This is a genomic window from Aeromicrobium sp. P2_G6 (genome assembly GCF_056403535.1).
Genome location: NZ_JBFUFH010000005.1, coordinates 133,361 through 148,430, shown reverse-complemented (window position 1 = coordinate 148,430; position 15,070 = coordinate 133,361). Strand labels below are relative to the sequence as shown.

General features: G+C 66.9%; 16 protein-coding genes. 12 read left to right on the top strand and 4 right to left on the bottom strand.

Annotated features, from left to right (window positions below):
- Positions 1–3: 3 nt before the first annotated feature.
- A complete protein-coding gene (locus AC1DVU_RS16365) occupies positions 4–441 on the bottom strand; it encodes a VOC family protein (RefSeq protein WP_476923523.1) in 438 nt (145 codons plus the stop codon).
- A gap of 180 nt (positions 442–621) precedes the next feature.
- Here AC1DVU_RS16365 and AC1DVU_RS16360 point away from each other — a divergent pair, with 180 nt between their 5' ends.
- From AC1DVU_RS16360 to AC1DVU_RS16335, 6 genes are all read left to right on the top strand, one after another.
- Complete coding sequence (locus tag AC1DVU_RS16360) at positions 622–1,482, top strand: alpha/beta fold hydrolase (protein ID WP_476923522.1); 861 nt, start codon at positions 622–624, stop codon at positions 1,480–1,482.
- 22 nt (positions 1,483–1,504) lie between these two features.
- Positions 1,505–2,308 (top strand): hypothetical protein, encoded by an 804-nt coding sequence (locus tag AC1DVU_RS16355; protein ID WP_476923521.1) that lies wholly within the window; start codon positions 1,505–1,507, stop codon positions 2,306–2,308.
- A 72-nt stretch (positions 2,309–2,380) separates the two neighbouring features.
- Positions 2,381–2,983, top strand: a complete 603-nt coding sequence (locus tag AC1DVU_RS16350) for a TetR/AcrR family transcriptional regulator (RefSeq protein ID WP_476923520.1) — start codon at positions 2,381–2,383, stop codon at positions 2,981–2,983.
- A 148-nt stretch (positions 2,984–3,131) separates the two neighbouring features.
- Positions 3,132–4,013, top strand: a complete 882-nt coding sequence (locus AC1DVU_RS16345) for a S1 family peptidase (RefSeq protein ID WP_476923519.1) — start codon at positions 3,132–3,134, stop codon at positions 4,011–4,013.
- 47 nt (positions 4,014–4,060) lie between these two features.
- Complete coding sequence (locus AC1DVU_RS16340) at positions 4,061–4,648, top strand: TetR/AcrR family transcriptional regulator (RefSeq protein WP_476923518.1); 588 nt, start codon at positions 4,061–4,063, stop codon at positions 4,646–4,648.
- Between the two features lie 58 nt (positions 4,649–4,706).
- The gene (locus AC1DVU_RS16335) at positions 4,707–5,567 is read left to right on the top strand and encodes an SDR family oxidoreductase (protein WP_476923517.1); all 861 of its coding nucleotides are present in this window, start codon (positions 4,707–4,709) and stop codon (positions 5,565–5,567) included.
- 9 nt (positions 5,568–5,576) lie between these two features.
- On the opposite strand, the gene AC1DVU_RS16330 is transcribed toward AC1DVU_RS16335, so the two are convergent.
- The gene (locus tag AC1DVU_RS16330; RefSeq protein ID WP_476923516.1) at positions 5,577–6,257 is read right to left on the bottom strand and encodes a TetR/AcrR family transcriptional regulator; all 681 of its coding nucleotides are present in this window, start codon (positions 6,255–6,257) and stop codon (positions 5,577–5,579) included.
- Between the two features lie 121 nt (positions 6,258–6,378).
- Here AC1DVU_RS16330 and AC1DVU_RS16325 point away from each other — a divergent pair, with 121 nt between their 5' ends.
- The 6 genes from AC1DVU_RS16325 to AC1DVU_RS16300 are packed head-to-tail and all read left to right on the top strand — an operon-like array spanning position 6,379 to position 12,848.
- Positions 6,379–7,365, top strand: a complete 987-nt coding sequence (locus AC1DVU_RS16325; protein ID WP_476923515.1) for an enoyl-CoA hydratase/isomerase family protein — start codon at positions 6,379–6,381, stop codon at positions 7,363–7,365.
- Positions 7,362–8,273 (top strand): alpha/beta hydrolase, encoded by a 912-nt coding sequence (locus tag AC1DVU_RS16320; protein WP_476923514.1) that lies wholly within the window; start codon positions 7,362–7,364, stop codon positions 8,271–8,273. The genes AC1DVU_RS16325 and AC1DVU_RS16320 overlap by 4 nt, the downstream gene beginning before the upstream one ends.
- Before the next feature lie 2 nt (positions 8,274–8,275).
- Complete coding sequence (locus tag AC1DVU_RS16315) at positions 8,276–9,757, top strand: class I adenylate-forming enzyme family protein (protein WP_476923513.1); 1,482 nt, start codon at positions 8,276–8,278, stop codon at positions 9,755–9,757.
- 1 nt (position 9,758) lies between these two features.
- A complete protein-coding gene (locus AC1DVU_RS16310) occupies positions 9,759–10,751 on the top strand; it encodes an NADP-dependent oxidoreductase (RefSeq protein ID WP_476923512.1) in 993 nt (330 codons plus the stop codon).
- Positions 10,752–10,797: 46 nt separating this feature from the next.
- Entirely contained in the window at positions 10,798–12,030 is a 1,233-nt protein-coding gene (locus AC1DVU_RS16305; RefSeq protein ID WP_476923511.1) for an acyl-CoA dehydrogenase family protein, read from the top strand.
- Entirely contained in the window at positions 12,027–12,848 is an 822-nt protein-coding gene (locus AC1DVU_RS16300; RefSeq protein ID WP_476923510.1) for an SDR family oxidoreductase, read from the top strand. The genes AC1DVU_RS16305 and AC1DVU_RS16300 overlap by 4 nt, the downstream gene beginning before the upstream one ends.
- Before the next feature lie 104 nt (positions 12,849–12,952).
- Here AC1DVU_RS16300 and AC1DVU_RS16295 read toward each other — a convergent pair whose 3' ends face one another.
- A complete protein-coding gene (locus AC1DVU_RS16295; protein WP_476923509.1) occupies positions 12,953–14,530 on the bottom strand; it encodes a long-chain-fatty-acid--CoA ligase in 1,578 nt (525 codons plus the stop codon).
- Positions 14,502–15,068 carry a TetR/AcrR family transcriptional regulator gene (locus AC1DVU_RS16290; RefSeq protein ID WP_476923508.1) on the bottom strand — a complete coding sequence of 189 codons (567 nt, stop codon included), beginning with the start codon at positions 15,066–15,068 and terminating at the stop codon, positions 14,502–14,504. Before AC1DVU_RS16290 ends, AC1DVU_RS16295 begins: the two co-directional genes overlap by 29 nt.
- Positions 15,069–15,070: the final 2 nt, after the last annotated feature.

The following is a 15,070-nucleotide window of genomic DNA, read 5'->3' as shown; positions in this document are numbered from 1 at the left end:
GCATCAGACGGCGAACAGCTGCGACAGGTCCCTGAAGGCCTTGAACTCCAACGCATTGCCTGAGGGATCGAGGAAGAACATCGTCCACTGCTCACCCGGTTCGCCCTCGAAACGCACGTAGGGATCGATCACGAAGTCGGTCCCGGCATCGGTGAGTCGGTCGGCGAGCTCCTGGAACCGCGCAACGTCCAGCACCAGCCCGAAGTGCGGCACCGGGACGTCGTGGCCGTCGACCGGGTTGGTGCCCGCGACGGCGTTGACGTGGCCCTCGACCTGATGGGTGACGACCTGATGACCCTCGACGTTCCAGTCCGTCCAGCGCGTGTCCGAGCGTCCGGCCTCGAAGCCGAGCACCTCGCCGTAGAAGTGGCGCGCAGCCTCGATGTCGTGGACCGGGATCGCCAGATGGAAGGGCGGGATGCCCGGAGCTTGGTCGCTCATGTTGTACCTCTTCGCTCGATTATGTGCACTATTCTGCACATTCTAGCGCACTGGAATTCCTCTGTCCCGTCCCGGGCTCCCGATAGTTCACGCGCTTGACAAATCTTTCTGAGTGTCCTCATAATTGAGTGTGCTCGTAATTGCGGGCAGGAATGAACCCCACAAGGAGCGCAAGAAACCATGAGCCACACCCCTGACGAACCCGTCATCACCTCGTACGCGAAGGCGCCCGCCCGCACGATCAACGCCGGCGGCACGACGTACGCCTACCGCGAGCTCGGACCGAAGGGCGGGATTCCCGTCATCTTCTTCGTCCACCTCGCCGCGACCCTGGACAACTGGGACCCCCGCATCGTCGACCCCATCGCGAAGACCCGCCACGTCATCGCCTTCGACAACAAGGGCGTCGGCGGCTCGACGGGCAAGGTTCCCGACAGCGTCGAGGCCATGGCCGACGACGCCTACACCTTCATCGCGGCCCTCGGCTTCGACAAGGTCGACATCTTCTCGTTCTCCCTCGGCGGCATGGTCGCCCAGGACCTGGTCGTCAAGCACCCCGACCTGGTCCGCAGGCTCGTGCTCACGGGCACCGGGCCGCGCGGCGGCAAGGACATCGACAAGGTTGCCGGCACCACCTACTGGGACATCCTCCGCGCAACGCTGACGCGGTCGGACCCCAAGGAGTTCCTGTTCTTCAACCGCAACGCCACCGGCAAGCCCGCTGCGAAGGCGTTCGTCAAGCGCCTCGAGGAGCGCACCACCGACCGCGACGCGAAGATCAAGACACAGGCGTTCCAGACGCAGCTCAAGGCAATCAAGAAGTACGGCCGGTCCACCCCGTCTGACCTGTCGACGCTGACCCAGCCGACCCTCATCGCCAACGGCGACAACGACCGCATGGTGCCGTCGATCCTCTCCGAGGACCTGCACCGTCGCATCAAGGGATCCGAGCTCGTGATCTACCCCGACTCCGGCCACGGCGGCATCTTCCAGTTCCACGAGCAGTTCGCTCCGGTCGCCGTCGACTTCCTCAACCGCTGATCCTCACGACAGGAAGAGCACCATGAACGCCGCACCGACCACGGCACCGAAGGTCAGCAAGCAGCTCTCGAGCTCGATCCTGCTGTGGGTGCGCACCGACCAGCCCCGCCAGACCGGCATGGACTACTGGAAGGGGCCACACTCCGGGATCATCTCGGCCAACCCGGGCCTCAAGGAGTACCGGCAGATCCACCTGGCCGAGGACAACCCCGGCCGGTGGCCGGCAACCCAGGGCGTCGAGACCGCCATCCCTGCCGACCGGAAGGTCGATGGCATCGCGGAAGTCACCCTCAAGTCCGTGCTCTCGACGCTGCAGGGGCGAAAGCAGAACGCCATGGCGTTCAAGGACGAGATCAACGTGTTCMGSCGCACCCTGCTCTACGCCGGACTCCCGGGCGCCTCTCGCTGGTACGACGTCGCCGGCTCGGGCGAGGCGGTCGGCTCTCGCGCTGTCCTCTACATTCGCCGCCGCGAAGGCGTCGGAGCGCGCGCGTTCCGCACGTACGTCACGAAGCAGCTGGTGCCGTCACTGGTCGCCACCGGTGCGCTGAGGGAGCTGCGCACGCAGACCTTCCTGCCCTGGAGCAAGAAGCTGTGGGACACCCCGAACGTGGCCCACGACAACCCCGACGATCAGCGCTACCACGCCTCGGTGATGCTCGGGTTCGTCGACGACGCCGCCCGCGACGCCTTCTTCTCCAGCAGCGCGGTGAAGGACATGTCGCTGCAGCTGAAGCCGGTGACATCGGCGGTCCATGCGTACGACGTCACCGCCGCGCTCACCTACGTCAAGGACGGGCATGTTCTCCCGCACTACGAGGCGTAGACCCCACCGGCGCGCTCGGTCGTGGGAGTATGTGCCCGAGCCACGTCAGAGCCGATTCCCGGAGGATGCGCCATGACTCTCGCCTCCCAGCCGGTCGGCCGGCGCGAGCGCAACAAGCAGCAGAAGCTCGAACGCATCATGGCCGCCGCGAGCGAGCTGTTCGCCGAGCACGGTGTCGAAGAGGTCACGACCCAGCAGATCGCCGACAAGGCAGACATCGGCACCGGGACCCTGTTCCTCTATGCCAAGACCAAGGGCGAGCTTCTCCTGCTCGTGCAGAACGCCCACTACGCCGAAGCGCTGGAGCGAGGCCGGAGAGCTGCCGAGAACGTCCCCGACGTGCTGGATGCGGTGATGGCGATCATGCAGCCGATCGTGGAGTGCAACCGCACCCAGATCGACAACGGCCGCATCTACCTGCGTGAGATGGCGTTCGGCGATCCCGAGGAGCCCCACCACGGCGAGGCGCTCGCGATCAGTGCGCAGACCGAGGAGGCCATCGCGGCCGTCCTGGTCCGGGACGAGTCGATCGGTGATGACGATGCCAGGACCCTGGCCCACATCGTCTCGGCCATCAGCTTCCTCAGCATGGCCGCGAATGCGAACCCCAGCGTGAGCGATGCGGCTGTCGTGAACGACATCCGGACGCAGGTCAGCGCGGTTCTGGCTCGCTGAGACGACCTGGCACTAGCCCGATCTGGCAGCAGATCTGGTTCGATCGGGTCTTGTCGATGCGCCGCATATGGAGGATGGTGTGGGAGGCGGTGCGTGCGAGCAGATCAACGGGATCTCGGGTCTCCGGCACCAGATGAAGGAGCCAGTCATGAGTTCCAACCTGCAACTCGCACGGCGCATGGGCGCACTCGTCGCAACACTCGGCCTGGCGGCCCTGGCGGTGCAGGCACCCGCCCAGGCGAGCTCTGACGGTGGCGCCAGCCGCGCGCAGCTCGCCGCGGCCATGAAGCACCTCGACCGGTCGGCCGCATTCGCGGGTACGGCCTGGGGCGTCGACACCTCCACGCAGCAAGTCGTCGTCTCGGTCGACAGCACCGTCAAGGGCTCTCGCCTCGACAAGGTCAAGCGCGCGGTCGCAGACCTCGACGGGACGGCACGGCTGCAGACGGTGGCAGGATCGTTCCGCGCCCTCGCCTCGGGCGGCGATGCCATCTACGGCTCCAAGTACCGCTGCTCCCTCGGCTTCAACGTCATGAAGGGCACGGCGCACTACTTCCTGACTGCCGGCCACTGCGGCAAGCCGGAGAAGAAGTGGTGGAGCTCGTCGAGCCGCACCACGTTGCTGGGCAACACGCTGTCGGCCAGCTTCCCCGGCAACGACTACGCCCTGGTGCAGTACACCTCGTCCTTCACGGACTACCCCGGCACGGTCGGCGGCCAGGACATCACCAGCGCAGCGAACGCCGTCGTCGGAGAATCCGTCACCCGACGCGGCAGCACGACCGGCATCCGCACCGGCCGGGTCACGGCGCTCAACGCGACCGTCCACTACCAGGGCGGCGGAACGGTCAGCGGGATGATCCAGACGACGGTCTGCGCCGAGCCCGGCGACAGCGGTGGCGCCCTCTATGACGGCACCAAGGCGCTGGGCCTGACCTCAGGCGGCAGCGGCGACTGCACGACGGGTGGGACCACGTTCTTCCAGCCCGTGACGGAGGCGCTCGCCGCGTACGGTGTGCAGGTCTACTGACAGAGGTCGCATCACCTTTTCCATGATGACCGTCATACAATGAACAGATGGCGCGCTACGGCAAGGAACACAAGGACATCACCCGGCGACGGATCATCGACGCTGCCAGCAAGCGCTTCAAGCAGGACGGGTTCGACGGGTCGGGCGTCGCCACGCTGATGGCCGACGCCGGACTGACGAATGGCGCGTTCTACGCGCACTTCGAGTCCAAGGACGACCTCGTCGCGACCGTGGTCCACGAGGAGCTGAGCCGGCAGGCGGCCGCGTTCAGCGACCTGGCGCCCGGTCGCGCCGGTCTCGAGGAGTTCATACGGGACTACCTGACCGTCAAGCAGCGCGACCATCGGGACACGGGGTGCCCGTCAGCAGCGCTCCTCGACGAGATCGGGCGCTGCTCGACCACGGCCAAGCGCGCGTACACCACCGGCGCCAAGGCGATCCTCGACGAGATCGCCGGTCGGCTCTCTCCGGAAGACCCGGAAGCGGCTCAGGGCACGGCGCTCAACCTGTTCACGATGTTGGTCGGCACGATGCAGCTCTCCCGGGCGCTCTCCGATCGACGGCTGTCCAAGTCCGTCCTCGAGAACGGCACCCAGTCAGCGCTCGCCATGCTCGAGGCGGACCAGCGCGCCTGAGGTGGAATGTTCTCGGCACCGTTGCCAAGCGTACATAACGAAGTTACAGTTCCTCTCCATGAAGACTTCATTGCAGGGAAAGACGGTCGTCGTCACCGGAGCGGCGCGCGGGATCGGCGAGCAGGTGGCGCGCATCGCCGCAGAGCGTGGCGCCCGAGTGGGACTCATCGGGCTCGAACCCGAACGCCTCCGGAGTCTCGCCCTCGAGCTCGGTCCGACGGCGGAGTGGCGTGAGGTCGACGTGCGGAACTCGGAGGACCTGAAGGCCGCCATCGACGACTGCGCGTCGGCCCTGGGTGGAATCGACTTCCTGGTGGCGAACGCCGGCGTCGTGGCATACGGAACCATCCGCCAGACGGACGACGCGTCGTTCGAGCGGGTCTTCGACGTCAACGTCAACGGTGTCTTCCGCACGCTGAAGCACGCAACGCCTCACCTGGAGCGCAGCCGCGGCCATGTCGCCGTGATCGCGTCCGCGCTGTCGTTCCTGGCGCTGCCCTCGATGTCGTCGTACGGCGCCAGCAAGGCGGCCGTCGAAGCGTTGGGGCTGACGTACCGCCAGGAGGTTGCCCATCTCGGCATCTCCGTCAGCCTGGTCCACCCGTCATGGATCGACACGGACCTGGTGCGCGGCGCCGAGGCCGACCTGCCGTCGTTCCGCAAGCTCCGCGACGGCCTGCCCTATCCGGGCAACGTGACGACGAGCGTCACGGACGCGGCCGAAGCGATCGTCCGAGGCCTCGAGCGGCGCGAACGACGGGTGTACGTGCCACGAGCCGTGTCGATCGCCAACGTCGCCCAGGGGTTCGTCAACTCCTCGATCACGTGGCCGTGGTTCAGGCGCTTCGCCGCCAAGGCGGTCCCAGACATCGAGCGTGAGGTCGACGCGCTCGGGCGCCAGGACCAGGTACGGACGTAGGCGCTCAGCTCAGCGCAGCGCGGCAGCCTCGTGGCGGCGCAAGGCTTCCTCGTGCGACGCCTTGGCGCTTGCCAGGTCTGCTCCAAGGCCCACCGTGAACACGACACCGGCCGGCATCATGATCGCCCTGACCGGGTCCTCGAACTCGACGAAGTGGTCCGCCAGCTCAAGACTGATGTAGCCGTGCATCGTGCTCCACAGCCCGGCGGCGATGCTCTTGGCGTCGACGGCCTGGACACCTTCATACGCGACGAGTCGTTCGCAGGCCGCCGTCACGTGTGCGTACGCAGCCTGGAACGCCTCGGAGTGCCCACTTCGGCGGGCCACCTTGTCCGTCGGTCGGTACGTTGCCCGGGTCGACAGGCCGAACATCATGTCGTACAGGTGCGGGTTGGCGCGTGCCATGTCCCTGACGACCAACGCCATGAAGAAGAGATCGGTCACCGGGTCATCCGTGACGGGCACCTGGGCGAAGGCGCTCTCGATCTCGCGGAACCCGTGGTCGATCACGGCCCCGACGAGCTCAGGGACGCCACCGAAGTGGTGGTAGACGACCATCGTCGACATGCCGGCCTCGGCCGCGATCGTCCGCGCCTTGATGGCCGAGGGTCCCTGCTCTGCCAGCAGCTTGACCGTGGCCTGCACCAGACGTGCTGGCGGGTCGAGCGGCGGTGCCAGTTCCTCGGACATGGTTCCCATACTCCCATCGGCGCCTGCGTGACCGGTGGAGCACCGCAGGTGAGGTCTTGTCGGGCCATTGTAACTTCGTTATAGTGTGCTGGAAACTCCCCCATTCGTGCAAGGAACCGCCATGACCGAAGAAGTCAGAGGAAACCTCGAGATCGAGGATCGAGGAACCGTCCTGGTCGCCCGGATCGACGGCGGTCCGCTCGGGCTGTTCGGCAACGACATCGCCGAGCAGCTGGATGCCCTGGTCGATCGTGCAGACGCCGATCCCAACGTTCATGCGGTGGTCTTCACCGGGAATCATCCCGGACGTTTCGTGAGCCACGCCGAGGTCCGCTGGTTGCAGGAGGGCGGCGCAACGGTCCCGTCCGTCGGGGTCAGGGGCGCCTCCGCGCTGGCGCACACAGCCAGGGGGGTCAATCGCGTCGGCGGCATGCGGCCGTTGTTGGGCAAGACCCCGCTGTGGCCGACGATCCAGCTCGAACGCGTCCACCAGACATTCCTGAAGATGAACCAGAGCGGCGTCATCTTCGTGGCCGCCCTCAACGGATCCGCCCTGGGGCTGGGGGCCGAGTTCAGCTGGGCCAACGACCTGCGGGTCATGGCAGAGGGCGACTTCTTCATCGGCCAGCCTGAGGTCTTGCTGGGCATCATGCCCGGCGGCGGAGGCACTCAGCGGTTGACCCGGCTCGTCGGCACGCACCGCTCCCTCGTCGCGATCCTCGAGGGCAAGCCGTTCACCCCGGCACAGGCGTTGGAGATCGGCGCCGTCGATGACGTCGTGCCGCAGGACCAGGTCCTCGACCGGGCCATCGAGCTGGCCGAGCACTTCGGCAGGCGGACCAAGGCGTCCGTCGGCGCCATCAAGCGGGCCGTCTACTTCGGCGGCTCGATGTCCTTGCCCGACGGCCTGCACCTCGAGCGCGCGGAGTTCCTCACCACGGCCCTCTCCAAGGTGGGCCAGGAGCTGATGCGCGACTACATGGCCAGCACGGAGGCAGCCGGAGAGCTGCCGCTCTACATTCCCGGCGTCTACGAAGAGGTGCTGCAGGCCGGTACGACCCGCGGCGCCGGCGCCGCGGTCACCTCAGGATCGGAGCAGCAGCGATGAGCAAGACCAAGACGAAGACCTTCACCCGTCAGGACATCTCCTTCACCTCGGGCGGAGACTTCTGCGCGGCATGGCTCTACCTTCCGGTCGGCGTCACCTCACCGCCCGTCGTGATCCTCGGGCACGGACTGGGAGCGACCCGCGAGATGCGTCTGGACGCATTCGCCGAGCGGTTCGCCGCGGCCGGCATTGCTGCCGTTGCCTTCACCTACCGCCACTTCGGCGACTCCGGTGGCCAGCCTCGCCAGCTCCTGTCGATCAAGCGACAACTGGCCGACTGGGATGCCGCGATCGAGCACGTCAAGGCCCGCGATGACGTGGACGGCACACGCGTGGCGGTGTGGGGCAGCTCGTTTGGCGGCGGTCACGCGATCACCGTGGCCTCACGTCACCCCGAGCTGACCGCCGCGGTGTCGCAGTGCCCGTTCACCGACGGTCTCGCGTCGGCCAAGGCGCTCGGGCCGATCGGGTCGATGCGGCTCATGCCCCTGGTGGGCCGCGACCTGGTCGCGAAGGCTCGCGGCAAGGAGCCCGTACGCATCACGCTCGCCGGGACACCCGGTTCCAGGGCCTTGATGACGGCACCGGACGCCCTGCCCGGCTACGAGGCGCTGATGCCCGAGGGCACGACGTTCGTCAACGAGGTTGCGGCACGAGTGGTGCCCACCATCACGGCATACCGTCCGGGTCGCGCAGCCAAGAAGGTCGCTTCGCCGATCCTGTTCTGCGTCTGCGACACCGACTCGGTGACCCCGCCGGCGGAGACGCTCGCGTACGCCCGCACCGCTCCCAAGGGCGAGATCAAGACCTATCCGGCCGGCCACTTCGACATCTATCTCGGCGACGCCTTCGAAGCCGTCGTCGCTGACCAGGTCGAGTTCCTGACCCGTCACCTGAAAGCCCGATGACCATGTCGTTCTCCTCTCTCCCCGATCGCCGCGCCGCCCTGGATCCACAGGGACTGGCCGTGTCCGACTCCGCGCGTACGTTCAGCAATGCCGAGCTGCTCGACCGCGTGCGGGCTGCCGAGTCGCACCTCCACGACCTCGGCATCGGTCCGCGTGACGTCGTCGCGCTCAAGCTGAGCAACCGGGTCGAGTTCATCGTCCTGTTGTTCGCCGCGTGGCGCATCGGCGCCACCATCACCCCAGTCAACCCGAGCCTCACCGCCGGCGAGGTCGCTCGCCAGCTCGCTGACTCCGGAAGCGCCCTCATGGTGGTCGAGCCCGACGCCGAGCCCCTCGACTCGCCCGACGTGCCGGTGCTGGACGTCAGTGAGCTGCGGAAGGTCGTCGAGCCAGGCTCGGCCGGCGAGCCATACGTCGATCCGAGTGCGCTCGCGCTGCTCATCTACACGAGTGGCACCACCGGCGTCCCCAAAGGCGTCATGCTCGACCACGCCAACCTCGACGCGATGGCGCAGATGGGCTCGGACGCGTTCCGTCTTGACGAGGCCGACAAGTGCTTACTGATCCTGCCGCTCTTTCATGTCAACGGGATCGTCGTCAGCGTGCTGATGCCACTTCTCGCCGGTGCCAGCGTCGTGGTGGCGAGCCGCTTCCACCCGGACACCTTCTTCACGCTGGTCGAGACCGAGCGCCCGACGTTCTTCAGCGGCGTCCCGACCATCTTCGGCATGCTCGCGACGCTGCCCGCCGACGTACGGCCCGACACGTCATCGGTCCGCTTCGCCGTCTGCGGTGCGGCACCGGCGCCGGCCGAGCTGCTGGAGCGGTTCGAGTCGCGATACGCGATTCCGATCGTCGAGGGCTACGGCTTGTCGGAGGCGACGTGCGGCTCCACGGTCAACCCCGTCGACGGCCCGCGCAAGGCGGGAACCGTCGGACTGCCGTTCCCCGGACAGGAGCTGCGGATCCTGGCAGTGGACGGTTCAGAGGTCCCCCGCGGCGTCGACGGCGAGGTCGTCGTCGCCGGGCCCAACATCATGCGGGGCTACCTCGGTCGTCCGGCGGAGACGGAGCAGGTGTTGACCGACGGGTGGCTCCGTACGGGCGACATCGGGCACCTCGACGACGACGGCTATCTGACGCTGGTCGGCCGGTCGAAGGAGATGATCATCCGGGGTGGCGAGAACATCTACCCCAAGGAGATCGAGGACGTCCTGACCGGCGACCCGACGGTGCTCGAGGCAGCGGTCATCGGCGTCCCCGACGAGATGTGGGGCGAGGTCGTCGTCGCCTACGTGGAGCCCGAGCCCGGCGACGTGGTCGACCTCGAAGCCCTTCACGCGCGGTGCGCGGCAAGCCTGAGCGGCTACAAGCGACCCATCGCCATCCACGTGGTGGACGCCCTTCCACGTAACGCGGTCGGCAAGATCGCCAAGCTCGCGCTCCGCGACACCGCATCACACGCAATCCAGAAGGTGAGCTGACATGAAGGCATTCATCGTCGAGTCCTACGGCAAGGACGGGCTCCGCTCCGTGGACGTGCCCAAACCCCAGGTGGGCCCCCGCGACGTGCTCGTCCGAGCCCGCGCGGCAAGCATCAATCCCCTGGACAAGATGGTTCGCAACGGTGAGTTCAAGCAGCTGCTGAAGTACCAGCGCCCCTTCGTCCTGGGGCATGACGTGTCCGGCATCGTCGTGGAGGTCGGCGCCGACGTGCGCGGATTCGCGACCGGCGACGAGGTGTACGCCCGACCCCGCGACCTGCGGATCGGCACGTTCGCCGAGTTCGTCGCGATCGACGAGGACGATGTGGCCCTCAAGCCGAAGTCCCTGTCGCACGAAGAAGCAGCTGCCGTACCTCTGGTCGCCCTTGCGGCGAGGCAGACGCTCGTCGAGCTCGCCCAGGTGAAGCCGGGCCAGAAGGTCCTGGTCCACGCCGGCGCAGGCGGCCTCGGTTCGACCGTCATCCAGCTGGCGAAGCACCTGGGTGCGTACGTCGCCACGACGGCTCACACCGACGACGTCGAGCGCGCCCGAGCCCTCGGCGCGGACGAGGTCATCGACTTCACCAAGAGCGACTTCTCGAAGGTGCTCGCCGGCTACGACGTCGTCCTCGACTCGCTCGGCGGGACCAACCTCGAGAAGTCCCTGACGGTGCTCAGGCGCGGCGGACTCGCGATCAGCGTCGTCGGCCCACCCGACCCGTCCTTCGCCGAACAGCTCGGCCAGCCGATCATGAAACCCGTGATGGCGCTGCTCAGCCGCAAGGTTCGCAAGCAGGCCAAGAAGCTGGGAGTGCGCTACTCGTTCTTCTTCATGAAGGCCAGCGGTGCGCAGCTCACGCGGCTCGCCGCGCTGTACGACGACGGCACGCTGCGGCCGGTGCTCGACCGCACGTTCCCGTTCGACCAGACCCTCGAGGCCATGGCGTACGTCGAGCAGGGTCGCGCCAGCGGCAAGATCGTCGTCACCCACTGACGGCGAGACATACGACCTCCAACCCATCAGAGGAAGACGCATCAGCATGTCCATCAGTCCCCACCCCTCAAGGCAGGCCGATCGCCTCCATCACGACCTCCTGTCCCCCAAAGAGGCGATGGACGTCCGAGCCCGGGTTCGACAGGTCGCGACCGACATCGTCGCACCCGCAGCGAGGCACATCGCCAACGGTGACGAACGTGTCGACGGGTTCCCGCGCAACGTCTTCGATGCCCTCGCCGTTGCGGGGCTCTACCGTGTCCCGTTCGGGCGCGAAGTCGGCGGGGAAGGCCTCGAGCGCCCCGTCACGGCCACGGCCGTCGCGATCGAAGAGCTCGCGTACTACTCGAGCAGCATCGCCGCGGTGTTCGACGTCCACTGCATCCTCGCGGGCAATACGTTGACGCATGGGACCGAAGCACAGCAGCAGACCTGGCTGCGGCGCGTCGCCGACGGCTCGGCCGTCGGCGCCTTCGCCACCACCGAGCCAGAGGCGTCCTCTGATCTCAGCCCGCAAGCCGTTCGCACGAGTGCCGAGCGCAAGGGCTATGAATGGGTCCTCAACGGCCGCAAGCGCTGGATCTCCAACTCGCCGGTCGCGGACTTCATCGTCACCCTGGCCCGTACCGGCGACCGACTTTCGCTTTTCATCGTCGACACCAGCCTGCCCGGTGTCCGTGTCGGAGAGCCGGACCTGAAGATGGGCAACCGGGGACAGCTGACTGCAGACGTCTGGTACGACGATGTCCAGCTCGGGAACGACGCACTGCTCGGCGGGGTGGAAGGGCATGGACTCCGCCAGGCTCTGGCAACGCTCACCCTGGGCCGCATCGGGATCGCTGCCGCCGGCGTCGGGATGGCCCAAGCCGCCTTCGATCACGCAGTCGCCCACCTCGGCACCCGACAGGCGTTCGGGAGGCCAATCGCTGCCAACCAGCACTGGCAGTTCCTCATGGCCGATCGCGCCACCGAGCTCGAGAACGCCCGCAGTCTCTACCTCAAGGCGGCCCTCCGCCGCGACGCCGGTGAACTGTTCCCTGAGCCGGAAGCCGCGATGGCGAAGCACTACGCCACCAGGCTCTCGGTCGACCTCGCCCGCGATGCTGTTCAGGCGTTCGGCGGTCTCGGTTTCGCCCGAGAGCTCAGCGCCGACGGCACACCCGGACCGGTCGAGGCGATCTACCGCGACAGCAAGATCGGCGAGATCTACGAAGGCACGAACGAGGTTCAGAAGTGGATCATCGCGCGCACGATCTTCGGCAAGGAAATCACCGGATGAGCCTCAGCGGACGCACGATCATCATGTCGGGCGGCAGCCGCGGCATCGGTCTGGCTATTGCCATAGCCGCAGCGCGTCGCGGGGCCAACGTCGTGCTGCTCGCGAAAACCGACAAGCCAAACCCTAGACTTCCCGGGACAATTCACACTGCCGCTACCGAGATCGAGGCCGCGGGCGGCCACGCCCTCGCCGTGGTCGGCGACGTCCGCGACGAGGCATCGGTCGACAACGCAGTCGCCCAGGCGGTCGAGCACTTCGGCGGTATCGACATCGTGGTCAACAACGCTTCCGCGATCGCGTTGGAGGGTACGGAAGAACTGCCCCTGAAACGCTTCGACCTGATGACACAGATCCAGCTGCGCGGCACCTATCTGCTCTCCAGCAAGGCACTCCCCCACCTGCGCGAAGGAACGAACCCACACATCCTGTCGCTGTCGCCGCCGCTGAACCTCTCGCAGCACTGGCTTGGCGCACACCCGGCATACACGATGGCCAAGTACGGCATGACCCTCCTGACCCTGGGATGGGCGGCGGAGTATTCCGAGGCGGGCGTCGCGGCAAACTGTCTGTGGCCCGAAACCCTCATCGCAACCGCGGCCGTGCAGAACCTGTTGGGCGGAGAGGGCGCTATCGAGAAGTCCCGAACTCCCGAGATCGTCGCCGACGCAGCGGTCGAGATCCTCCGCCGCCCAGCGCGGGAATGCACCGGCAACACGTTCCTCGATGTGGACGTCATCCGTGACCTAGGAACTGTCGACCTCTCGCAATACGGAGGAACGGGAAGGCTCGAGTACGACCTGTTCGTCGACCGCCGCTGAGGCAACTGACCCGTTTGATCAACTCGTCCGGCGAGATTGTGGTCACGCATTGAGCTGAGCCTGCGCTGGCCCCTCCGTCAGCGCAGGCTCAGCTCGGCTCGGGGTCAGCTCAGCTGCCGCTTGAGGATCTTGCCTGTGCTCGTCATCGGGAGCTCGTCGACGAACTCCACGACCCGGGGGTACTTGTAGGCAGCGAACTGCTCCTTCCCCCACGCCACGACATCGGCCTCGGACACGTCGTCGTGATCCTTGTTCTTCACGATGACGGCCTTGATCTCCTCACCGTGCTGGTCGTGCTGGACGCCAATGACCGCAACCAGCGACACGGCGGGGTGCTGCATCAGCACCTCTTCGATCTCGCGCGGATAGACGTTGAAGCCGCCGCGGATGATCATGTCCTTCGACCGGTCGACGATGTAGTAGAAGCCGTCCTCGTCCTTCTTCGCCAGGTCGCCGGACCGGAACCAGCCGTCGCGGATCGCCTCGGCTGTCGCCTCAGGGCGTCGGTAGTAGCCCTTCATGACGTTGTGGCCCTTGATCGCGATCTCACCCACCGCGTTCGGGTTGTCGGCGACATCGCTTCTGTCGTCGTTGATGAGCTTCATCTCGATGCCGGGGATCGGCACACCGATCGAGCCGACCCGCGGCTCCTCGCCGAAGCGGGCGAATGACGCGATCGGCGACGTCTCCGACAGGCCGTAGCCCTCCAGGATCGTCACATCGAGGCGCTGCTTGACGTTCTTGTGAACCTCACCGGGCAGGGCCGAGCCCCCGGCGATGGCAATGCGGAGGTTCGCCGCCAGCGCGGCCACGTCGACACCCTCGTCGAGGGCGTTGAGCAGCGCCCAGTACATCGTCGGCACGCCGGCGAAGATGCTCACGCGGTGCTCCAGCATCAGGTCCAGCGCAGCCTTGGGCTCGAACCGCGGCAGCATCACGATCGTGCCGCCGAACGCCAGGGCTCCGTTCTGGATGACGGTCTGCCCGAACGAGTGGAACAGCGGAAGGACGCACAGGTACGTGTCGGGGTGTGCCCGATCGATCTTGAAGATGTCGAGCCCGGCCAGCGCGTTGTCGCGCATGTTGCGGTGTCGCAGCTCAGCACCCTTGGGCTGCCCAGTGGTGCCGGACGTATAGAGGATGACAGCGGTGTCCTCGTCGTCCACCGCAACGGTCGCGAACTCTGTGGGTTGATCGGCGACTGCTTGTGAGTAGTCCTGGGCCGCGCCCGTGGCCAGCTGCTCGGCCAGCGCTGCGGTGGGCGTCGACCCCCGAGCTGACACGAGGAAGAAGTCGGTGCAGCTGTCGGTGTCGCTGAACCCGAGCCAGCCGGTCTCGCCGATGGGCAGATCTGCCGACCCTTCGAACGCGAAGTAGGCCTTGGCCTCAGAATCGACCAAGTGGTACGCGACCTCTCGCGGCTTGAGCAGGATGTTGAGGGGCACCACCGTCGCGCCGACCTTGAGGATGCCGAAGTAGATGATCGTGAAGTACGGCACGTTGGGCGACGACAACGCCACCTTGTCCCCCGGCTCGATCCCCTGGGACACCAGGAGATGGGCGACGCGGCTCGCCGCAGCGTCGAGCTCGGCATACGTCAGCGACGAACCGCCGAAGATGATGGCTGGCCGGTCAGGGTGGCGGCCGGCTGAGTCACTGAGCAGGCGCGACAGGTTGGACATGATCCTCTTTCATCGAGCGTTTGGAGCTGGGTGGTTTCGGCTTGTACAGGTCCATCAGGTCCAGGGACGACAGGATCGTCAGGAGCACCAGTTGAGCCATGAACTCCCTGATCTCGTCGGGTCGTCCGCCGCTCATGCGTTCGGCGTCGTCCCAGGTGGCCCCGAAGCTGCTCTGCACGGGCGCGGTGACCGCCGGGTCGTGGGCAGCGCCCCAGACGTGCAGCTGCCGCCGCAGAGCGCCCGGATCGTCCTGATGCAGCTGGTCGTATGCCGATCCCATCGCCCGCAAGGCCGTCTCGTCCGGGCCTCGTTCGGCAGCGGCGGATCGCAGTACGCCCAGCAGCCGATCGGTGTGCTCAGCGATGGCCGCGGTGACGAGCTCCGCCTTGGCGCCGAAGAGCCTGTGGGCGTACGGCGCAGACACCTGCGCCCGCCGCGCGATCGCCTCGACAGAGGTGGCGTCGATGCCGGTCATGCCGTACTGGGTGAGCGCGGCGTCCATGACCATCGCTCGTTGCTCGCGCGCAGACTTCCGCATGG